The organism is Streptomyces sp. NPDC033131 (assembly GCF_055578365.1).
Window position 1 is genome coordinate 1 of the sequence record NZ_JBVIPA010000082.1, and the last position, 19,573, is coordinate 19,573.

Below are 19,573 nucleotides of genomic sequence, written 5' to 3' on the forward strand. Positions count from 1 at the left end.
CGCAGCCCGTAATCGGTTCACTTCATGCTTGTCCACACTCCCAACATGCTCTTGATCAGTGAGAACGCAAAGACCTAACGAAGCACTACTAGCCGAGCCGCGTGTACAGGGCGCGGGCGTCCACGAGGTCACCGGGTGCCGAGGACGATCCGCCGGACACCGAGGGGGCGCCCGGCGTCCTCCGCGGCCCGCACGCCCGCACGGGGAGGGCGGCGCCCCCTCTGGCCCGCGGCCCCGCATCCCCACGTCCAGGACACCCGGGTCGGCTCGGTGCCCCCGCCCTCCGGCGGCCGTACGTCCCGCACGGCCGCGCGGCCGCCGTACGGCCGACGAGCAACTGAATCGAAGGAGGGGCGAGTTCGCCCCGGGTGGTGACGGCGATCTCCCGTTCCTGCTCGCCGGGGCCGGTCCGGCGCCCTGTGTGGAGCAGGTACCAGCGGTCGCCGGCCTCCGTGCGGTGCGCCCGCCGGAGCGCGGCGGCGACCGCGGACTCGAAGGGGTGCGGGGCGACGGTCCGTGTCGTCATGGCGCCCCTTGCCGGAGCGCGCCTACGCCGCCCGCAACCGGACATGGGTCACCCCGGGCGAGTCCAGCACCTGCGTCTTCCGCCACTCGATGTGCTGGTCCCCGAGCCCGTCGAAGAGCCGCCGGCCGCCGCAGGCGAGCACGGGCACGACGTGCAGCAGCAACTCGTCCAGCCATCCGGCCCGGATGAACTGCTGCACCAGGTCCGCCCCGCCGGCCAGCGAGACGTCCTTGTCCCCGGCCGCCTTCCGGGCGAGGGCGAGGGCGTGCCCGGGGCCCTCGGTGACGAAGTGGAAGGTGGTGCCGCCCTGCTTCACCAGCGACTCGCGCGCATGGTGGGTGACGACGTGGACCGGCATGTGGAACGGCGGGTCCTCGCCCCACGGGAGCTCACCGTTGATGTACATGCCGTGACCCATGACCACCGCGCCCGGCCGCTCGGTCCACGCCGCGATCAGCTGGTCGTCGGGGCCGGTGTCCCCGCCCTCCATCCCCTGCATCCTCCGGAACGTCCGCAGTCCGTACAGCCACTGGTGCAGCCGCTCCCCGCCGATGCCGAGCGGGTGCTCGCGTCCCGAGTCGGGACCGGCGACGTACCCGTCGAGCGACATGGCCAGCCGTGCGATGACCTCACCCATCACAACCTCCTCGGTCGGTGACTCCCTCTACACCTGTGCGTCGACCGGGCCGGTGCCGAATCGACACGCCGTCACCACGAATACGGAGACCGTTTGGGTGCCGCCGCCCGGGCTACCCGGTCGGGGAAACCGGCCCGTACGGAGAGCCGGTTGGGTCGAGAACCCGGAAGGCACTCATGTCCACAGGCGTGATCATCGCTCTGATCGTGATCGTGGCGGCCATCGTGATCGTCGCGGCCGTCCTGATGTCGCGGGCCCGGCGCGGGCCCGGCGGCCAGAACCTGAAGCGGCGCTTCGGGCCCGAGTACGACCGGGCAGTGGCCCGGCACGACGGGGACGCCAAGGCGGCCGAACAGGAACTGGCCGAACGCGTGGAGCGGCACGGATCGCTGCGCGAGCGGTCCCTGGAGCCCGCGCAGCGCGAGCAGTACGAAGCCCGCTGGACGGCCGCCCAGGAGCGGTTCGTCGACTCGCCCCGGGAGGCCGTGGCCGAGGCGGACCGGCTGCTCGCCGAGCTGGCCGGCGCCCGGGGTTTCCCGGACGGCGCGCGGCACGACGAACAGCTCGACGCGCTGTCCGTGCACCACGCACACCACGTGCACGGCTACCGGCGCCTGCACCGCGTCGCCGCCGCGGGCGGAAACGGGGCGCAGAACGGCGACGGCCGGTCCGGCACCGAGGAGATGCGCGAGGCCATGGTCGAGGCACGGGCCCTGTTCGAGGACCTGGTGCGCCCGGCCCGGCACCGGGAGGAGTCCCGGAAGACCGTCGAAAGGTCCGACGGCGGTACGGCACAGGGCCGCGGTGACGGCCGTGCCCACCAGCCGTGGGGATTCACCAGGCGCCACCACGCGAAGGGGAGTTGAGCGAACATGACGGATGCGACGAGCGGTGCGGGTGCCGAGGGCGCCCCGCGCGACGGGAAGCCGCGGGGGCGGGCGACGGTTCCGCCGGCGGCCCCGGGCCGTGACCCGGTGACGGGCGAGAAGGTCGCGGGCAACGTGCCGACGGACACGAGCGCAGGACGCGGCCGTGAGACGGAGCGGGGCGGAGCGGCTTCCGGCGCCACCACCGGCGGGCTCGGCGGCGAGACCGCCACGGGCCGCGACGGCGCCCCGGCCCCGGCGGGCACCCCGGGCAGCCACGGCCCCTCCGGGACCTCGAGGGACGCGGCGCCGCTGGTCACCGGTTCCGAGCAGAGCCACGGCGGCCACGGCGGCCACGGCGGCGAGCGCGGTGCCGGCGGCCACGACGGCGCCCACGGCTCGAGCCTGCTGCCGCACGACGAGAGCGACAAGCTCGCCCAGCGGCTGCAGCACGCGGTCGCCGGATTCGTGGACGGGCCGAAGACCGCGGTCGAGGAGGCCGACCACGTCCTGGAGGAGGCCGCCGCCCGCTTCACCGACGCGGTGACGCAGCGACGCCGTACCCTGCGCAACTCGTGGCAGGCCACGGACAGCGGCACCGAGGGCAAGCCGACGACGTCCACCGACACCGAACAACTCCGCCTGGCGCTGCGGGACTACCGCGAACTGGCGGAGCGGCTGCTGCGTATCTGAGGCCTCCGGGCCACGAGGGCCTTCGGACCATGTGGGCCTTCGGGCCCGGGCCCGGGGCGCCCGGCGCTCCCGCCACTGCCGTACGGCGTCCTCGACGCCGTACGGCAGTATGCATGTCCGGCGGGGACCGGACGGAGGTGTGAACGTGACGTCGTGGATCGTGACGCCGGCCTTGCGCAGCGCGAGGGAAACTCCGGTCTCGAACGGAATTCCGGGTGGTGTTCGCTCGGTCGAGAGCCGATTGTGCCGGACGGCCCCGGGCCGGGCGATCTATCATGCGGCGGCTGTGTAAGGACACTTCAGGAGGAGCGCACGTGCTCGAACTCACCATGGCCGCCGTCTCCGCGGCGGAGGAGGGTGCCACGGCCGGCATGCTCATGGCCGACTCACCCAGCGAGCCGGGGGCCGTGCTGCGGGTGGGCCGGGACAAGTCCGTGTGCCGTCTCGCGACACCGGACGACTGGCTGTTCGTCTCCAGGGTCCACCTGGAGTTCCTCTGCGGCCCGGACGGCACCTGGCACCTGACCTGGCTGCAGGGCTCCCAGCCCGACCCGTCCTCCGAGGTCCGCCTCACCGTCGGCGAGTACGCGCAGCCGCTCACCTACGGCGGGACCGTGCCGCTGCCCAGGGGAGGCAGCGGTGAGATCATCGTCCAGGACCGCACCGCCCCGCGCAGCGTCAACGTGGGCTTCTACCACGAGGTCTGAGGGGGAGGCGGGAGCAGGGGCTACGCGAGGACCCGCGCCAGCGCGAAGCCGTCGTAGCCCTTGCCGCCCACCGTCTGGATCGCGGTACCGCTCAGCCTCGGGTGCTTGCCGATCAGTTCGATGGCGGTCCGGGTGCCCTGGACGTCGGGGGCGGTGCTGTCGGCGTCGGCGACCCGGCCGTCCCGCACCACGTTGTCGACGACGATCAGACTGCCGACGCTGGTCAGCCGGAGCGCCCACTCCACGTAGTGCGGGTTGTTGGCCTTGTCGGCGTCGATGAAGACCAGGTCGAAGGGGGCCGGGTTCTCGTCGGCCAGCTTGGGCAGCGACTCCAGGGCCGCGCCCACCCGCACCTCGACCAGCTTGTCCAGGCCCGCGCGGGCGATGTTGCGGGTGGCGACCTCGGCGTGCCGGGGGCTGTACTCCAGGGAGATCAGGCGGCCGTCGGCGGGCAGCGCGCGGGCCAGCCAGATGGTGCTGTAGCCGCCGAGGGTGCCGATCTCCAGGATGGTGCGGGCGCCCTGGATCTCGGCGAGGAGCTGGAGGAGCTTGCCCTGGGGCGCCGTGACGTTGACGCGCGGCAGCTCGGCCGCCTCGCTGTCGCGCAGGGCCGCCTCCAGGGCCTCGTCGTCCCGCGCGAGGTGGGTGGTGAAGTAGTCGTCGACGTCGTCCCAGCGCTGCGACTCGCTCATGCACCTGTGCCTTTCGTATGGCTAGTTAGAATTGCTAACTAGCTGTGCTAACGAATATAGTCGCGTGCCGGTTGCCTGTCAGGGACTTCCCGCGGGCGGGTTTCAGCCGATCGGCCCAGACGGTGTCAGTGCCCCTCGACCGAGGGCGCCGAGCCCGGCAGCGGGCGGCCGGCCGACTCCGCCATGAACCACACCGCCACACCGCCGATCACGGCCGCGGCCATCATGTAGTACGCGGGCATCATCATGTTCCCGGTCGCGCCGATCAGCGCCGTCACCACCAGCGGGGTCGTTCCGCCGAACAGCGACACCGACACGTTGAAGCCGATGGACAGGGAGCCGTAGCGGACCCTCGTCGGGAACAGCGCCGGCAGCGCGGACGGCATCGCCGCCGTGAAGCAGACCAGCAGCAGGCCCAGCGCGCCCATGCCGAGCGCGACCGCGAGCAGGCTGCCCTGGCGGATCAGCAGCAGGGCCGGGACGGACAGCAGCAGGAAGCCCGCGCAGCCCGCGGCGATGACGGGACGGCGGCCGATCCGGTCGCTCAGTGCGCCGGCGAAGGGCTGGACGATCATCATCAGGGCCATCACACCCAGGACGACGAGCAGACCCTGCGTCTCGTCGTACCGGAGCTCACTGGTCAGATAGCTCGGCATGTACGACAGCAGCATGTAGTCGGTGACGTTGAAGACCAGCACGAGGCCGACGCAGAGCAGCAGCGCCCGCCACTGGCCGGTGATCATCTCGCGCAGCGGCACCTTCGGGCGGTCCGCCTCGGCCTTCGCGACCTCGGCCGCGAACGCCGGGGTCTCCTCCAGGCGCATCCGCAGGTACAGGCCGATGAGGCCCATCGGGCCCGCGATCAGGAACGGGATCCGCCAGCCCCAGCTCAGCAGGGAGTCGGTGGACAGCAGGGCGGTCATCAGCGTGACCAGGCCCGCGCCGCCGACGTACCCGGCGAGCGTGCCGAACTCCAGCCAGCTGCCGAGGAAGCCGCGCCGCTTGTCGGGGGCGTACTCGGCGATGAAGGTGGAGGCGCCCGCGTACTCGCCGCCGGTGGAGAAGCCCTGGACCAGGCGGGCGGCCAGCAGGAGCAGCGGAGCGCCGACGCCGATCGTGGCGTACGACGGGATGAGACCGATGGCGAAGGTGCCCGCGGCCATCATGATCATCGTGACGGCGAGGACCTTCTGCCGTCCGACGCGGTCACCGAGCGGCCCGAAGACCATGCCGCCGAGCGGGCGGACCAGGAAGGCCGCGGCGAAGGCGCCGAACGTGGAGAGCAGCTGGGCGGTGGGGTTGCCGGACGGGAAGAAGACCTTGCCCAGCGTGACCGCGATGTAGCTGTAGACACCGAAGTCGAACCACTCCATCGCGTTGCCCAGCGCGGCGGCCCGGACGGCGCGCTTCACGAGAGCCGGGTCCGTGACGGTGGCGTGCTCCGGGGTGGGGACGGGGGACGGGGACGGGGCGACTGGGGCGGTCGGCAAAACGACGCTCGCCTCCTTTCGACGGGGACGGGGACGGTCCTGCGCGACAGCGCCGGCGGGCAGGCAGAAAATCGACCATAGGGGTACTTGTCCTGTTCACGTGCCGTACACGATTGCTTGCAGGGTGCACGTAAATGCGCCGTGTGCAGGCCCGTGTCGCGGCCCCGGAGTGGATGTCCCGGTGACTCGTTGTGATCCTTCTCGCGTCCTGCGCAGGCATCCGAATCTCCGGCGGACTATCGTCATCCGGACAAAAGGAGAGCGGACGTCAGGTGAAGCAGGGGTTGCCCGCGTCTCTCTCCGGGGGACGGCGCGAGCCCTCAAGGGCTCGCTGAGCGATCCGGCGCAGCGATGCGTGGGACGACCGGGGCGGGAGGCCGACGCGGCGTGGCAAATGCGGAGCACAGCGGGCGACCGGCAGAAGCGTTCGGGGCGACGGCCGGCGGCCCGGCCACGCCTGCCCGGGCCCGCCTCCGCGCGGCCCGGCTCGGCCTGTGGCTGGTCGCCGTGGTCCTCGCCGTCCGGCAGGTGGCCGTCGTCCTCAGTACCCCGCGGGGGGACCGGCTGACGGATCTGGAGACCTGGGTCGGTCCGAACGGCGTCCTGCATGTGAACGGCTCGCTGTACGACTCGACGCGCTTCACCGGTACTCCTTTCGGTGGACTGGTGATGAAGCCGCTCACCAGAGCCGCCGAGCAGGCCCTCGGCTGGGGCTGGACCTTCGGCACGCTGCTGCTGGTCGTCGCGCTCGGCCTGGTCGCCGCCCGCGCCCTGCCCCAGCCCGTCGGCCGCCGCGCCTCCCTGCTCGCCGCGCCGGTCGCGATCAGCCTGCTGATGCTGTCGCTGCCGGTGCGCAACACGCTCTGGCTCGGCCAGACCAGCGTCATCCCGGTCCTGCTGGTGCTGCTCGGCTGCTTCGCCGTACGAGGCCAGCGCGCCAGCGGCCTGCTCATCGGCTTCGCCGCCGCCCTGCAGCCCACGGTCCTGCTCTTCGCCCCGCTGCTGTGGTTCACCGGCCGCCGCAAGGCCGCCCTGTCCACCGGCGTCACGTTCGCCGGCTGTACGGCGCTCGCCTGGGCGGCGATGCCGCACGACTCGTACACCTACTGGGTGCACCACATGGCCGGCGTGGGCCTCGGCGGCAAGGCCGACGACCTCGCCAACCAGTCCCTGCACGGGTTCCTGCTCCGCCTGGGCCTGTCCGGCCCCCTGGAGATCGCCCTCTTCCTGCTGCTGGGCGCCGCCGTCGCCGCCCTCGGCCTGAGCCGCGCCGTGCGCTACGCCCGCGACGGACAGCTCCTGCTCGCCGTCGCGATCACCGGCTGCGCGGCGATCGCCGTCTCGCCGACCACCTGGCAGCACCAACTGCTGTGGGTGCTGCTCGCGGTCGTCGGCCGGGTCGGCAAGCGGGCCTCCGACCGGTACGTGTGGCCGGTCGCCGTCGTCCTGGTGATGACGCTGCCCGCGAAGATGATGCTGCCGAACATGGCGGCGCTGTACGCCCTGCGGGACAACGCGGTGCTGCTCGCGGCCGTCGCGGCGGCCACCGTCGTCCCGTTCCTGTCCCGCACCTCGCCGTACTACCAGTCACCGATCCCGACGCGGTACGCCGCACCCGTCCCCGCACGCCTGCGGCACGTGCCGCTCCTGCCCTTCCTGCGCCGGGTCCTCAGCCGCCCCAACCTCCTGCTGGAGCTGCTGCTCATCCGCGTCACGTACGCCGCCTACCAGCAGGTGCGCCTCGCGGCGACCGGCGGCTCCAACTCGGCCGGCCGGGCCAGGGCCGAGGAGCACGGCCACCAGATCCACGACATGGAGCGATGGCTCCACATCGACATCGAGTACTGGGCCAACCACGCGGTCGTCAAGGTCGACTGGATCCGCGAGTTCTTCGACTTCTACTACACGTCGTTCCACTTCGTCGTCCCGCTGAGCGTCCTCGCCGTCCTGTACTGGCGCCGCCCCGTCGACTACCGCTGGGCCCGCTCCTCCCTCGGCTTCACCACCCTGCTCGCCCTCGTCGGCTTCTGGCTCTACCCGCTCGCGCCGCCGCGCCTGATGCCGAACCTCGGCATCATCGACACCGTGCACGGCGTCCAGGACTTCTCCAAACCGGACTACGGCACCCTGACCGCCCTCACCAACCAGTACGCGGCGATGCCCTCCCTCCACTTCGGCTGGTCCCTGTGGTGCGGGCTCGTCATCGCGATCATCGCGCCGAGGTGGTGGATGAAGGCCCTGGGCCTGCTGCACCCGCTCTTCACGGTCACGGCGATCGTGGTGACCGGCAACCACTGGGTGCTGGACGCGGCGGGCGGTGCGCTGGCCGTGGTGGCGGGGTTCGGGCTGGCGTATCTGTTCCAGGGGCCGCGGGCACGGCTGACGACGGCCGTCGCCGCCGACAGCGAGCCGGCCCGCGTGAAGGACCTGAAGGATGCCGCTCCGAGCTGAACCGGTGCGGGCGGGACCGAGGGCGCAGGTCGGACGGGCCGACGGCGCCGGGAAGCCGTCGGCCCGAGTGCCGGCCGGTCAGCCGGTGCTGACCTGGAGTTCCTTGACGCCGTTGATCCACGCGGAGCGCAGTCGCCGGGGGTCTCCCGTCGGCCTGAGGCCGGGCATCGCATCGGCGATCGCGTGGAAGATGAGGTCGATCTCCAGCACAGCCAGGGACTTGCCGAGGCAGTAGTGCGGGCCTCCGCCGCCGAAGCCGAGGTGGGGGTTGGGGTCGCGGGTGATGTCGAAGGCGTCCGGGTTCTCGAACACCTCGGCGTCGTGGTTGGCGGAGGCGTAGAAGAGGCCGACCCGGTCGCCCTTCTTGATCTGCTTGCCGCCCAGTTCGGTGTCCTGGGTGGCGGTGCGCTGGAAGGAGTTGACCGGCGTGGCCCAGCGGACGATCTCCTCGGCGGCGGTCGCCGGCCGCTCCGCCTTGTACAGCTCCCACTGGTCGGGGTGGGTGAGGAAGGCGTGCATGCCGTGGGTGATGGCGTTGCGCGTGGTCTCGTTGCCCGCGACGGCCAGCATCAGCACGAAGAACCCGAACTCGTCCGAGCTGAGGGTGCCCTCGTCCTCGGCCGACACCAGGGTCGTCACGATGTCCTTGGCCGGGCACCGCTTGCGGTCGGCGGCCATGTTCATCGCGTACGCGATGAGTTCGGTGGCCGATTCCTGGCCGACCTCCTCGGTGATCGCGTACTCCGGATCGTCGTACGAGATCATCTTGTTGGACCAGTCGAAGATCTTGGCCCGGTCGTCCTGCGGGATCCCGATGAGCTCGGCGATCGCCTGGAGCGGCAGCTCGCAGGCGACCTCGGTGACGAAGTCGAAGGAGCCGGAGCGGGCGCGGGCCTCCGCGACGATCGCGTGGGCTCGGGCACGCAGGGTGTCCTCCAGGGCGCGGATGGCCCGCGGGGTGAACACGCGCTGCACGATCTGGCGGACGCGGGTGTGTTCCGGCGGGTCCATGTTGAGCAGGATCAGCCGCTGGGCGTCGATCGCGTCGCGCTCGATGTGCTCGTTGAAGCGGATGATCGCCGTGTTGAGGTACGAGGAGAAGAGCTCCGGGTGCGTCGAGACGTACTTGACGTCCGCGTGCCGGGTGACGGCCCAGTACCCGTCGTCCTGGAAACCGGCGAGGTTCGCGGTCTGGGGGATCCAGCGGACCGGCTCGGCTCGGCGCAGCTCGGCGAACTCCGGCAGCGGGACGCGGTGTTGCAGCAGATCGGGGTCGGAGAAGTCGAACCCGTCGGGGAGAGCTGGACAGGGCATGGGCGACTCCAGCTGAGGGTCTGGGCCGTGGTGTTGCCTGACGGTCCATCAGGGATGAGGTCGCCGTGAAGGTAGTAACGGGTTCTAGAAGTAGCAAGAGGCGTGGCGCCCCGAATTGGCTGCACGCCCCTTGCGGTGGTGGGTGACCGGTCAGCAGACTGCAGGTGGAACTAGAACACGTACTAGTTCCGCGTGGCGGGCTGGGCCGGGACGCCCCCGCGCCGCGCGGGTACCGGAGGAGAGGAACTCCCCATGGCCGCGGAACCCGTGATCGTCGAGGCCGTACGCACCCCCATCGGCAGGCGCGGCGGCGCGCTCGCCAACCTGCATCCCGCCTATCTCCTGGGCGAGACCTACCGTGAACTCCTCGGCCGCACCGGCATCCCCGCCGACTGCGTCGAACAGATCGTCGGCGGCACCGTCACCCACGCCGGCGAACAGTCCATGAACCCCGCGCGCACGGCCTGGCTGGCCGTCGGGCTGCCGTACGAGACGGCGGCGACGACCGTCGACGCGCAGTGCGGATCCTCGCAGCAGGCCTCGCACATGGTGGCCAACATGATCGCCGCGGGCGTGATCGACGTGGGCATCAGCTGTGGCGTCGAGTCGATGTCGCGGGTGCCGCTGGGGTCCGGGTCGAAGCACGGGCCGGGCAAGCCGTTCCCCGACGAGTGGAACGTGGATCTGCCGAACCAGTTCGAGGCGGCGGAGCGGATCGCCCGACACCGGGGCCTGACGCGGGAGAACGTCGACTCGCTGGGGCTTCTCTCGCAGGAGCGGGCCGCGGTGGCCTGGGCCGAGGAGCGGTTCAAGCGCGAGACGTTCGCCGTGCAGGTGCCGACGACGGAGGTGGAACAGCGGGCCGGCCAGGGCATGTGGCGGCTGGTCGACCGGGACGAGGGGCTGCGCGACACGTCCATGGAGGCGCTGGCCCGGATCAAGCCGATCATGCCGACCGCCGTGCACACGGCGGGCAACTCGTCCCAGATCAGCGACGGTTCGGCGGCGATCATGTGGGCGTCCAAGCGGATGGCCCGCGCGCTGAAGCTGCGGCCCCGGGCACGGATCGTCGCCCAGGCACTGGTGGGCGCCGACCCGCACTTCCACCTGGACGGGCCGATCGACGCGACGCGGGCGGTGCTGGGGAAGGCCGGCATGTCGATGAAGGACATCGACGTCGTCGAGATCAACGAGGCGTTCGCGTCCGTGGTGCTCAGCTGGGCGCAGGTCTTCGAACAGGACCTGGAGAAGGTCAACGTCAACGGCGGCGCGATCGCGCTCGGGCACCCCGTCGGGGCGTCCGGGGCCCGGCTCATCACGACCGCGCTGCACGAACTGGAGCGCGTGGACAAGGAGTTCGCGCTGGTGACGATGTGCGCGGGCGGCGGGCTGGCCACCGGGACGATCATTCAGCGGCTGTAGTCGCCGTCCACGCAGCCGTCCAGGTCGCCGTGGCCGCTCAGGATGACGCTTCATAGCGGGTGACGATCACGGCGGCGCGGTGGTGCAGGGTGGCACGCAGTTCTTCCGGGGCCAGGACTTCCGCGTGCGGGGCGTGCTGCCACATGGCCCACTCGGCGTGCCGCGCGTCCTGGAAGACCAGGTGCAGTCGCAGCCGGCCGTCCGCGTCGGATTCCTCGGCGCGGACGGCCAGCGCGGTGCCCACCAGCTGGTCCCGCCGTGCCGGCTCCACCCGTACCAGTACGGCGAGTTGGTCGCCTCCGGTGCGGAACCGCGCGCTGCGTTCCTGCCAGGCCTGGTCCAGGTCGACCGTGCCCGGACGCTGCGCGGGTTCGTCCAGCGCCTCGGCGGCCAGCACCCGGGACAGCCGGTACGTGCGGTCCGCGCCGCCCCTCGTGGCCAGCAGGTAGCCCTGCTCGCGGACGGTGACCAGGCCGATCGGGTCCACCGTGCGCCACTTCGGGGTCTGGTCCACAGCTGCGTAGTGGATGCGCAGCCTGTGTCCGGCGAACACCGCGCGTCGGACCTCGGTCGCGATGGTGTCGGACACCTCGTCCGCGGCCACGCGGCGCGAGAGGAGGTCGGTCTCCGGGTCGATGAGCAGGCGCTGCGCCGCGCCGGCCGCGGTGTCCCGAAGGCCTTCGGGCAGGGCGTCGACCAGTTTGAGCATGGCGGAGGCGAGTGCCGAGCCGAGGCCGAACAGCTGGGCGCCGCGCCGTGATCCGACGACCAGCAGGGCCAGCGCCTCGTCGTGGTTCAGTCCGGTGAGCGCCGTCCGGAAATCGGGCAGCAACGCGAAACCGCCGTGCCGGCCGCGTTCGGCGTAGACCGGGACACCGGCCGCGGACAGCGCCTCCATGTCGCGCAGCACCGTGCGGGTGGACACCTCAAGCTCACTGGCCAGCATGTCCGCGGTCATCCGGCCGCGCTGACGCAGGAGGAGTACCAGGGAAACCAACCGGTCGGCCCGCACGGGAAAAAGCTAACAAAAATACATGACCAAGGGTGTCATGTTTTGTTGGGAGGCTCCCTCACACGACGTCAGAAGCTCGGCATGGCCGAGCCGATGAACCACGTACGGTCCGTGAATCGAAGGGAACCAGTGCTGCGATGGAACGAAATGCGGTCAACCCGGTGTCGTGGTCGGTGGAGATGGGCTTCAACCAGGGTGAGGTCGTCTCCGGGCACTCGCGCACCCTGTACATCTCGGGGCAGACCGCGATGAGCAGCGAAGGAAAGCCCGAGCACGACGGTGACATGGCGGCGCAGCTGGCGCTGAGCGTCGACAACGTCGAGGCCGTGCTCGCCGAGGCGGGCATGTCCCTCTCGCATCTCGTCCGGCTCAACGTCTACACGACCGACGTCGACCTGCTCTTCCAGCACTACGGCGAGCTGGCGGGACGGCTGGGAGCCGCCGGGGTGGCGCCGGCCACCACGATGCTCGGGGTGACGCGTCTGGCGATCACCGGCCAGATGGTCGAGCTCGAGGGCACCGCCGTCGCGTGAGGTGATCTCGTCCCCTCCGCTGCTCGTGCCCGTCGAACCGGCACGACCGGCCCTGCGGCGCGTGGAGGGGCTGACCGGGGGCGGATCAGTACCAGCCGTTGGCCTGCCAGAAGGCCCAGGCGCCGGTCGGGCTGCCGTAGCGGGAGTTCATGTAGTCGAGGCCCCACTCGATCTGGGTCTCGGCGTTGGTCTTCCAGTCGGATCCGGCGGAGGCCATCTTGGAGCCGGGCAGGGCCTGGACCAGGCCGTAGGCGCCGGAGGAGGCGTTCGTGGCGTCGACGTCCCAGCCGCTCTCGTGCTCGACGATCTTGCTGAAGGCGTTGTACTGCGCGGTGTCCGGGATCAGTTTGTGCGCGATCGACTTCGCCTCGGTGGCCGAGACCGTGGTGGCCGCGTGGGCGGGGGCCGCGGTCAGGGCCATGCCGGCGGCGGCTGAGGCCAGCGCCACGGCGGTGAGGGCCTTCTTCGGGGAAGCGACGCGACGAACGATGCGGGTGACGGACACGGAGAACCATTTCTTCGGGGACGGGGGTGCCGGGCCTGCCGTGACCAGCCGGTGCGGGCGGCGGTGGCATGCCGCGGCGCCGAGGCCCTGGGGGCACGTCGGCGCCGTGCGACGTCATCCAGAGAAACAGGCCGGGACTGCGTCCGCAATGACCGCTTTTACTAATTGTGGCCGCATGTGGGGGTTTGGTCCGCCATGTGAACTGGCTCTCAATGCGCAGGTCAGAGGCGCTGCGTGCGCGTACCTGCCACGCGCTGACGGCTACGGCCCGACTTCGTAGGTGACCTGCGTCATGTGGGGTGCTTCACTCGGCGCGGGAGCCGAACGTGACCGGTGTCTCGAAGGCCGCCCGGCGGGTGGCGCGGCGCAGGGCCCGCAGGATCGCCGGGCCGATCGTCACCGTCAGGGCGACCGTGACGAGCGCCCGGCCCCCGTCCCAGCCGAGCGACGTGGCCAGGCAATACGCGACGAAGCGGGCCAGGTTGGCGGCGACCGCGCCGTCCGGTTGGAAGGCGATGTTCGAGGCGTTCTCCCTCATGAAGGTCCAGCCCGCGAGGTTGGTGATCGTGCCGTAGGCGAAGGCGGAGAGGAAGCCGTAGACGGCGAGGAGCGCGAGTTCGGGGCGGCCGCGCAGGCGGTCGGGGCCCGGCAGCAGGCCCGCGCCCATCGTGAACCAGCCCATCGCCAGCATCTGGAACGGCATCCACGGGCCCACCCCGCCCGTGAGCAGCGCCGACGCGAACATCGTCACCGAGCCCAGCACGAATCCGAAGCCCGGGCCGAGCACGCGACCGCTCAGCACCATCAGGAAGAACATCGGCTCGATGCCGGCCGTCCCGGCGCCGATGGGCCGCAGGGCCGCACCGGTCGCGGCCAGTACGCCGAGCATCGCCACCGCCTTCGGGCCGAGTCCGGACTCGGAGATCGTCGCCGCCAGGACGGCCACCAGGAGGAGCAGCAGCCCCGCGAAGAGCCACGGGGCATCCTGCGCGTGCGCGCCGGCCCGGGAGGCCGGCGGGGCGAGGAACGGCCAGCCCAGGGCGGCCACGCCGACCGCGCTCACGAGGACCAGGGCGGTGAGGGAGCGAGGGCCCAGCCGGACGGCCCTGGCCTGGCGGGTGTCCGTCATGCCAGCGCCCGCCTCACCTGTGCGACCGTGAGCCACTTCTGCGGCGCCAGGATCTTCGTGACCTGCGGGGCGAACGAGGGAGAGGCCACCACCACGTCCGCCGTCGGACCGTCCGCGATCACCTCGCCGTCGGCGAGGAGCACCACCCGGTGCACGAACTCGGCGGCCAGTTCCACGTCGTGTGTCGCCAGGACGATCGCGTGCCCCTGGGCCGCCAGCCCGCGCAGCACGGCGACCAGGCGGGCCTTCGCCGCGTAGTCCAGGCCCCGGGTCGGCTCGTCGAGGAGCAGGAGGGGAGGACGGGCCGTCAGGACCACGGCCAGCGCGAGGGCGAGCCGCTGGCCCTCGGAGAGGTCGCGGGGATGGGTGTCGTCGGTGACACCGGGAAGCAGCTCGGTGACCAGGGCCCGGCAGGTGCCCACCGCCACGCCGGCGTCCCGGTCGGCGGCCTCGCACTCGGCGGCGACCGTGTCGGCGTACAGCAGGTCGCGTGGCTCCTGCGGTACGAGACCCACGCGGCGGACGAGTTCGGGGGGCGCCGTGCGGTGCGGTACGACGTCGCCGACCCGCACCGCTCCGGCGGCCGGCTCCACCAGGCCGACCAGCGCGGACAGCAGCGTCGACTTTCCGGCGCCGTTGCGGCCCATGAGCGCCACGGTCTCGCCGGGTGCGACGGTCAGGTCGACGTGGCGCAGGGCCTGGACGCGGCCGCGGCGAACAGTGAGGGAGCGGACTTCGGTCACAGCCGCGGCGGTCGGTGCGGGGGCGGGCCTCTTGCGCAGGCGCCAACGGGACGACGCGACGGGAGCGGCGGGTTCGGGCGGCGCCGGGGGGACGGACGGTGTGTCCCGGGTGCCGTCGCGTCCGGTCAGCCGCTCCCGCAGGCCGCCCGCCCGTCGCCGGGCGTCCCGGACCGTCAGCGGCAGCGGGGACCAGTCCGCGAGCCGGCCCAGGTCCACCACCGGCGGGTACACCGGCGATACGGCCATGATCTCGGCGGGGGTGCCCAGGACGGGGGCCGAGCCGGGCGCGGGGAGAAGGGCGACCTGGTCCGCGTACTGGACGACGCGCTCCAGGCGGTGCTCGGCCATGAGCACCGTCGTCCCGAGGTCGTGGACCAGGCGCTGGAGGACCGCGAGGACCTCCTCCGCGGCGGCCGGGTCGAGCGCGGAGGTCGGCTCGTCGAGGACGAGGACCCTCGGGTGCGGGGTGAGGACCGAGCCGATCGCGACCCGCTGCTGCTGACCGCCCGAGAGGGTGGCGATGGGGCGGTCGCGCAGGCCGGCCAGGCCGAGAAGGTCGAGAGTCTCCTCCACGCGGCGGCGCATCACGTCCGGGGCGAGGCCCAACGACTCCATGCCGTAGGCGAGTTCGTCCTCGACGGTGTCCGTCACGAAGTGGGAGAGCGGGTCCTGGCCCACCGTGCCCACCATGTCGGCGAGTTCGCGCGGCTTGTGCGTGCGGGTGTCCCGGCCCGCCACCGTGACCCGGCCGCGCAGGGTGCCGCCGGTGAAGTGCGGCACGAGACCGCTGACCGCGCCCAGCACGGTGGACTTTCCCACCCCCGACGGACCCACCAGCAGGACCAGTTCACCCTCCGGCACCTCGAAGTCCACGCCTTGGACGGTGGGTTCGGCGGCGCCGTCGTACGTCACGGAGACGTTCTCGAAGCGGATCACGACGGGTCCTTGGGGTCGGGGGCGGCGAACGCCGGGAGCAGGCCGAGGAGTACGGCCGCCGCGGGCCACAGGGGCAGGGTGGGGGCGACGAGGGGGACCACGCCCGGGTTCAGGGCCTCGGGGTCGTGGACGGAGGCCGTCACGAACAGCGCGGCCACCGCCACGCCGGAGCCGGCGACCAGCCAGGCGCGCACGGTCCAGCGGTCCGGGCGGTAACGGGTGCGCAGTGAGCGCCGGCCGCCCAGGCGGAGGCCCGCGAGGGCGGCGGCCAGTCCGAGGAGGAGGACGGGAAGGCCGTACGCGCCGCCCTCGGCGGTCAGCAGCCCGTACGTTCCCGCGCAGACGCCGAGCAGACCGCCGAGGGTGAGGGCGGTGGTCGTACGGCGGACCGGGGCGGGGACGTCGGCGGTCCGGCCGTAGCCGCGGGCGTCCATCGCGGCGGCGAGGGCGACGGAGCGTTCGAGTGCGCCCTCCAGGACCGGGAGCGCGACCTGGAGAAGACCCCGTACGCCCTTGTCGGGGCGGCCGCGCAGACGGCGGGCGGCGCGCAGGCGCTGGACGTCGAGGATCAGGTTCGGGGCGAAGGTGAGGGCCACGACCACGGCCACGCCCATCTCGTACAGGGCGCCCGGGAGGCACTTGAGGAGACGGGCCGGGTTCGCGAGGGCGTTCGCGGCACCGACACAGATGAGGAGGGTGGCCAGGTGCAGGCCGTCGTAGAAGGCGAACAGGAGACCTTCGGCGGTGACCTTGCCGCCCAGGCGGATGCCCTGCGCCCAGTCGGGGAGGGCGACTTCGGGGAGGGAGACGATCACGTGCGTGCCGGGGACGGGGGAGCCGAGCACTGTCGCGAAGACGAGGCGGATGAGGATGACGGCCAGGGCCAGTTTCACGAAGGCGGTGTAGGAGCGGGCGGTGGGGGTGTCGGGGCGGCGGGTGGCCACGACGTAGGCGGAGGTGGCGATGAGGAGGGCGAGGAGGAGGGGGTTGGTGGTGCGGGTGGCGGCGGTGCCGAGGCCGAGGGCCCAGAGCCACCAGGCGCCGGGATGCAAGGCCGCGCGAGGCTGTCGCCGGGGGGTGGGGACGCTCACCGGCGCCTGCCGGGTGCCGCTGCGCCCACCCTCCCCCACTCTCGAGGTGCCGCCGGGCACGCTAGGCATGCTTGCGCCGCCTTGCCTGCCACACCGCCGCCGCGCCCAGTGCCGCCACGGCCGCGGCACCGGCGAACAGGCCGAGTGACGGGCCCTGGTCCTCGGCGTCCTTCTCCGGCGCGGCCGTCGCTCGCCGACGCCCCACCGGCTCGCCGCAGCCCGCCTGCGGATAGCCCGAGATCGCGCACAGCAGGGCGTCGGTGTCGTAGCGCAGGGGCTTGGCGACGGCGGCCAGGGCCTCGGCCGTCGTCGCGTCGGGGGCGGTCACCGCGCAGGCCGTACGGGCCGCCGGCGGGGTCTCGCCGGCCGGGGCGTCCGTCGTCGTACCGAAGTCGATGACCAGGGCCACACGCTTCCTGCCGTCCTGCGCCGGCGTCTTCGCGCAGATCGTCGTGAAGTCGGCCGTGCCGCGCGGCCGGGTCGCGTCGCCGGAGTCCTCGCTGACGGCGAAACGGAAGCCCTGGACGTCACCGTCGGAGGGCCGGGTGGTCGAGGGGCCCTGGGTGGCGTACGTCCACTGGTTGCCGTCACGGTCCCAGAAGGACCAGTAGCGGTAGCCGGCGGCCTGGGCCGGGCCCGCGTTCCCCAGAAGCAGGGACGCGACCAGGACCACGAGGGCCGCGGCACAACGGCGGGTCACGGCTGCTGCCTCTTCCTGCGGCTGCTCAGCAGGAACCCGACGCCCGCTCCGGCGGCGAGGCCGGCGCCGACCATCCACCAGACGTCGCCGCTGCCCGAGTCGCTGCCGGAGTCGTCCTTGCCGTCGGCCTCGCTCTTGGCGGTCGCCGGCTCGGGAGCCGGCCCCGTCGCGTTGAGCTGCTTCACCAGGTCCGCACCGCCGAAGTCGCGCGGGTCCGTGCCGGTCGCGTGGGCCGCGAAGATCAACTGGGCGTAGGCGGCGGGACCGCTCCGCGCCGCCCAGCTCCCGGAGTTCTTCTCCAGCCACTCCAGCGACTTCTTCGCCTCCGCGGTCTGCCCCTGCGCGGCGAGGGCGACGACGGCGTCCGCGGTGTTGCCGTAGTCGGGCTGGTCGGTGGAGCCGGGGAGGGCGGAGGTGAGGTGGCCGTCCTTGGCGAGGGCCTTGGTGAGGTAGGCGGCACCGTTGGCGGCGGCCTGCTGCGGGGACGGATAGCCGGAGTCCGCGCAGGTCGCGGCCTCCGCCTGCTTGGCGGGCTCGACCACGAGTCCCTGGCCGAGGGCACCGACGACACCGGCCGCGGTGGCGTCCGCGTTCCCGGCCAGTTCGCCCTTCTTGTCGGGCTGGAAGGCGAAGGCACCGGCGTCGGGGCCCTCGCACGACAGGGCGAGCTTCACCAGGGCGTCGTACGGCCCCTGTTCACCCTTGCGCACGTCCTGCGGCTTCTCTCCCGCGGCGGTCAGCGCGCCGACGACGACGGACGTCGAGTTGGTGTCGCTGGCGCCGCCCGGGGTGTAGCCCCAGCCGCCGTCCTTGTTCTGCACGGACCTGAGCCAGGCGACGGCCTTGCCGGTGACGGCGTCGTGGCCGCCGAGCGCGGCGAGGGCCTGGACGGCGGCTGCGGTGTTGTTGGTGTCGACCATGAGCTTTTGGTCGCAGGCCGTGGAGGGGTCGGCGCGGTAGGGGGCGAAGGCGCCGTTCGCGCACTGCTGTCCGGTCAGCCAGCCGACGGACTTCGCGGCGGGCTTCACCCCCACCGTGTGCTGGGCGAGCAGGGCGAGGGACTGGCGCCAGACACCGTCGTACGTCGGGTCCGTGCCGCCGTAGAGCGCGGCGGGCAACGCCTGCGAGGCGGAGGGGGACGGGTCGGCGGCGACGGCGGGCACGGCGGCACCGATCACGGCGGTGGCGGCGGCCAGTACCGCGGCGCTGCGGCGGACGTTCATGATCGGCGGGTGCCTCTCCCTGAAGGGGAGCCGGGCAGCACGGGACACCCCGGCGGCTCGGCTCCGTATACCTCGACGGTGCCGCACACCGGCCGGTTGCCGGTGCACGTGAGCCGGTCACGACCGTCCGGGGCAGTCCGGCTCACCGTTCTCGCGAACGGTTCACGGTGGGGGTCCCTCCCAGGCCCTTAAGGGGTCCTTTCACTATGAGCGCGCGACCCGGACGGGCATAGTGAAAGGACCCCTAAGGCACTGGGGGAGGGTCAGCGCCGGAATTGCACCGGCTTCCCCCCGTACGGGTGTGATACGACCCGGCCACTCTACCGGTGCGTAACGAAGCCCCTGAGGGCAGCCTGTGCGCCCGGGTAGGTTCGGCCCCATGCAGCCGACGGGGAGACTGCTCGGCTCCGGCCGGGCCAACGACGTGTACGAGATCGACGAGGCGTGGGTGGTGCGCCGCGACCGGCAGGGGCACGGGGACGCGGCCGCCGAGGGCGAGGTCATGGAGTACGTGCGCGGCCACGGCTACCCGGTGCCGCGCGTCCGCCCGGCCGACTCCACCCGCACCGACTTGGTGCTGGAGCGGCTGTACGGCCCGACGATGCTGGAGGCGGTCCTGACCGGCTCCCTATCCCTCGACGAGGCGGGCACCACCCTCGCCCGGCTGCTGCGCGACCTGCACGCCGTCCCGCCCCGCCGCTCCTCGGGCCGCGTCCTCCACCTCGACCTCCACCCGGACAACGTCGTCCTCACCGCCGACGGTCCCCGGGTCATCGTGATTCGTTCGTGGATACCCCGGCCTTCAGGCCGGGGAGGAAACGAAGCTCCTGCGGAGCAGGGCAGGGAAAGGCGAATCGCCTCCAGGGCGATTCGGCGTCTGCGGCTACCGGCCCGACGGCAGCT

At 72.3% G+C, this 19,573-nt stretch carries 19 protein-coding genes; 7 read left to right on the forward strand and 12 right to left on the reverse strand.

Going from position 1 to position 19,573, the window contains the following annotated elements; all coding sequences use genetic code 11:
* Positions 1-88: 88 nt before the first annotated feature.
* Positions 89-526 (reverse strand): GNAT family N-acetyltransferase, encoded by a 438-nt coding sequence (locus ACZ5XS_RS44495; RefSeq protein WP_468661365.1) that lies wholly within the window; start codon positions 524-526, stop codon positions 89-91.
* 22 nt (positions 527-548) lie between these two features.
* On the reverse strand, positions 549-1,163 hold the full coding sequence (locus tag ACZ5XS_RS44500; RefSeq protein ID WP_468661367.1) for a dihydrofolate reductase family protein: 615 nt from the start codon (positions 1,161-1,163) through the stop codon (positions 549-551).
* A 176-nt stretch (positions 1,164-1,339) separates the two neighbouring features.
* On the opposite strand from ACZ5XS_RS44500, the gene ACZ5XS_RS44505 reads away from it, so the two are divergent.
* The 3 genes from ACZ5XS_RS44505 to ACZ5XS_RS44515 all read left to right on the forward strand — a co-directional run bounded on the left by ACZ5XS_RS44505 (position 1,340) and on the right by ACZ5XS_RS44515 (position 3,429).
* Complete coding sequence (locus ACZ5XS_RS44505) at positions 1,340-2,029, forward strand: hypothetical protein (protein ID WP_468661368.1); 690 nt, start codon at positions 1,340-1,342, stop codon at positions 2,027-2,029.
* Between the two features lie 6 nt (positions 2,030-2,035).
* Positions 2,036-2,722, forward strand: coding sequence for a hypothetical protein (locus ACZ5XS_RS44510; RefSeq protein WP_468661370.1), 687 nt, complete (start codon positions 2,036-2,038; stop codon positions 2,720-2,722).
* Positions 2,723-3,036: 314 nt separating this feature from the next.
* Positions 3,037-3,429: an FHA domain-containing protein gene (locus ACZ5XS_RS44515; protein WP_468661372.1), complete on the forward strand. Its 393-nt coding sequence runs from the start codon at positions 3,037-3,039 to the stop codon at positions 3,427-3,429.
* 20 nt (positions 3,430-3,449) lie between these two features.
* Here the strand turns inward: ACZ5XS_RS44515 and ACZ5XS_RS44520 are convergent, their stop codons facing one another.
* Together ACZ5XS_RS44520 and proP are read right to left on the reverse strand one after the other, a co-directional pair.
* Complete coding sequence (locus ACZ5XS_RS44520; RefSeq protein ID WP_217240587.1) at positions 3,450-4,121, reverse strand: O-methyltransferase; 672 nt, start codon at positions 4,119-4,121, stop codon at positions 3,450-3,452.
* Positions 4,122-4,246: 125 nt separating this feature from the next.
* Positions 4,247-5,611 carry a glycine betaine/L-proline transporter ProP gene (gene proP, locus ACZ5XS_RS44525; RefSeq protein WP_468661374.1) on the reverse strand — a complete coding sequence of 455 codons (1,365 nt, stop codon included), beginning with the start codon at positions 5,609-5,611 and terminating at the stop codon, positions 4,247-4,249.
* Between the two features lie 387 nt (positions 5,612-5,998).
* On the opposite strand from proP, the gene ACZ5XS_RS44530 reads away from it, so the two are divergent.
* A complete protein-coding gene (locus ACZ5XS_RS44530; RefSeq protein WP_468661376.1) occupies positions 5,999-8,062 on the forward strand; it encodes a bifunctional glycosyltransferase 87/phosphatase PAP2 family protein in 2,064 nt (687 codons plus the stop codon).
* A 78-nt stretch (positions 8,063-8,140) separates the two neighbouring features.
* Here the strand turns inward: ACZ5XS_RS44530 and ACZ5XS_RS44535 are convergent, their stop codons facing one another.
* Positions 8,141-9,376, reverse strand: coding sequence for a cytochrome P450 (locus ACZ5XS_RS44535; protein ID WP_468661378.1), 1,236 nt, complete (start codon positions 9,374-9,376; stop codon positions 8,141-8,143).
* Between the two features lie 252 nt (positions 9,377-9,628).
* Here ACZ5XS_RS44535 and ACZ5XS_RS44540 point away from each other — a divergent pair, with 252 nt between their 5' ends.
* The gene (locus tag ACZ5XS_RS44540) at positions 9,629-10,798 is read left to right on the forward strand and encodes a steroid 3-ketoacyl-CoA thiolase (RefSeq protein ID WP_468661379.1); all 1,170 of its coding nucleotides are present in this window, start codon (positions 9,629-9,631) and stop codon (positions 10,796-10,798) included.
* Positions 10,799-10,835: 37 nt separating this feature from the next.
* On the opposite strand, the gene ACZ5XS_RS44545 is transcribed toward ACZ5XS_RS44540, so the two are convergent.
* Entirely contained in the window at positions 10,836-11,810 is a 975-nt protein-coding gene (locus ACZ5XS_RS44545) for a helix-turn-helix transcriptional regulator (protein ID WP_468661381.1), read from the reverse strand.
* Positions 11,811-11,947: 137 nt separating this feature from the next.
* Between ACZ5XS_RS44545 and ACZ5XS_RS44550 the strand changes: the two genes are divergently transcribed.
* Positions 11,948-12,343, forward strand: coding sequence for a RidA family protein (locus ACZ5XS_RS44550; RefSeq protein ID WP_468661383.1), 396 nt, complete (start codon positions 11,948-11,950; stop codon positions 12,341-12,343).
* 85 nt (positions 12,344-12,428) lie between these two features.
* On the opposite strand, the gene ACZ5XS_RS44555 is transcribed toward ACZ5XS_RS44550, so the two are convergent.
* The 6 genes from ACZ5XS_RS44555 to ACZ5XS_RS44580 all read right to left on the reverse strand — a co-directional run bounded on the left by ACZ5XS_RS44555 (position 12,429) and on the right by ACZ5XS_RS44580 (position 18,670).
* On the reverse strand, positions 12,429-12,848 hold the full coding sequence (locus ACZ5XS_RS44555; protein WP_468661385.1) for an aggregation-promoting factor C-terminal-like domain-containing protein: 420 nt from the start codon (positions 12,846-12,848) through the stop codon (positions 12,429-12,431).
* A 304-nt stretch (positions 12,849-13,152) separates the two neighbouring features.
* Positions 13,153-13,977 carry an ECF transporter S component gene (locus ACZ5XS_RS44560; protein ID WP_468661387.1) on the reverse strand — a complete coding sequence of 275 codons (825 nt, stop codon included), beginning with the start codon at positions 13,975-13,977 and terminating at the stop codon, positions 13,153-13,155.
* Positions 13,974-15,656 carry an ABC transporter ATP-binding protein gene (locus tag ACZ5XS_RS44565; RefSeq protein WP_468661389.1) on the reverse strand — a complete coding sequence of 561 codons (1,683 nt, stop codon included), beginning with the start codon at positions 15,654-15,656 and terminating at the stop codon, positions 13,974-13,976. The genes ACZ5XS_RS44560 and ACZ5XS_RS44565 overlap by 4 nt, the downstream gene beginning before the upstream one ends.
* On the reverse strand, positions 15,653-16,816 hold the full coding sequence (locus ACZ5XS_RS44570; RefSeq protein ID WP_468661391.1) for an energy-coupling factor transporter transmembrane component T: 1,164 nt from the start codon (positions 16,814-16,816) through the stop codon (positions 15,653-15,655). The genes ACZ5XS_RS44565 and ACZ5XS_RS44570 overlap by 4 nt, the downstream gene beginning before the upstream one ends.
* Positions 16,809-17,447 carry an SCO2322 family protein gene (locus ACZ5XS_RS44575; RefSeq protein WP_468661393.1) on the reverse strand — a complete coding sequence of 213 codons (639 nt, stop codon included), beginning with the start codon at positions 17,445-17,447 and terminating at the stop codon, positions 16,809-16,811. The genes ACZ5XS_RS44570 and ACZ5XS_RS44575 overlap by 8 nt, the downstream gene beginning before the upstream one ends.
* Positions 17,444-18,670 (reverse strand): prenyltransferase/squalene oxidase repeat-containing protein, encoded by a 1,227-nt coding sequence (locus tag ACZ5XS_RS44580; protein ID WP_468661395.1) that lies wholly within the window; start codon positions 18,668-18,670, stop codon positions 17,444-17,446. Before ACZ5XS_RS44580 ends, ACZ5XS_RS44575 begins: the two co-directional genes overlap by 4 nt.
* Before the next feature lie 379 nt (positions 18,671-19,049).
* On the opposite strand from ACZ5XS_RS44580, the gene ACZ5XS_RS44585 reads away from it, so the two are divergent.
* Positions 19,050-19,573, forward strand: a 524-nt coding sequence (locus ACZ5XS_RS44585) for a phosphotransferase (protein WP_468661397.1), incomplete at its 3' end; no start/stop codon positions are given.

What these genes read in the sequence shown, in the direction of transcription:
- ACZ5XS_RS44495 (WP_468661365.1), bottom strand. Translation starts at nt 526, where the DNA reads ATGACGACACGGACCGTCGCCCCGCACCCCTTCGAGTCCGCGGTCGCC.
- ACZ5XS_RS44500 (WP_468661367.1), bottom strand. Translation starts at nt 1,163, where the DNA reads ATGGGTGAGGTCATCGCACGGCTGGCCATGTCGCTCGACGGGTACGTC.
- ACZ5XS_RS44505 (WP_468661368.1), top strand. Translation starts at nt 1,340, where the DNA reads ATGTCCACAGGCGTGATCATCGCTCTGATCGTGATCGTGGCGGCCATC.
- ACZ5XS_RS44510 (WP_468661370.1), top strand. Translation starts at nt 2,036, where the DNA reads ATGACGGATGCGACGAGCGGTGCGGGTGCCGAGGGCGCCCCGCGCGAC.
- ACZ5XS_RS44520 (WP_217240587.1), bottom strand. Translation starts at nt 4,121, where the DNA reads ATGAGCGAGTCGCAGCGCTGGGACGACGTCGACGACTACTTCACCACC.
- ACZ5XS_RS44535 (WP_468661378.1), bottom strand. Translation starts at nt 9,376, where the DNA reads ATGCCCTGTCCAGCTCTCCCCGACGGGTTCGACTTCTCCGACCCCGAT.
- ACZ5XS_RS44540 (WP_468661379.1), top strand. Translation starts at nt 9,629, where the DNA reads ATGGCCGCGGAACCCGTGATCGTCGAGGCCGTACGCACCCCCATCGGC.
- ACZ5XS_RS44550 (WP_468661383.1), top strand. Translation starts at nt 11,948, where the DNA reads ATGGAACGAAATGCGGTCAACCCGGTGTCGTGGTCGGTGGAGATGGGC.
- ACZ5XS_RS44560 (WP_468661387.1), bottom strand. Translation starts at nt 13,977, where the DNA reads ATGACGGACACCCGCCAGGCCAGGGCCGTCCGGCTGGGCCCTCGCTCC.
- ACZ5XS_RS44570 (WP_468661391.1), bottom strand. Translation starts at nt 16,816, where the DNA reads ATGCCTAGCGTGCCCGGCGGCACCTCGAGAGTGGGGGAGGGTGGGCGC.
- ACZ5XS_RS44580 (WP_468661395.1), bottom strand. Translation starts at nt 18,670, where the DNA reads ATGAACGTCCGCCGCAGCGCCGCGGTACTGGCCGCCGCCACCGCCGTG.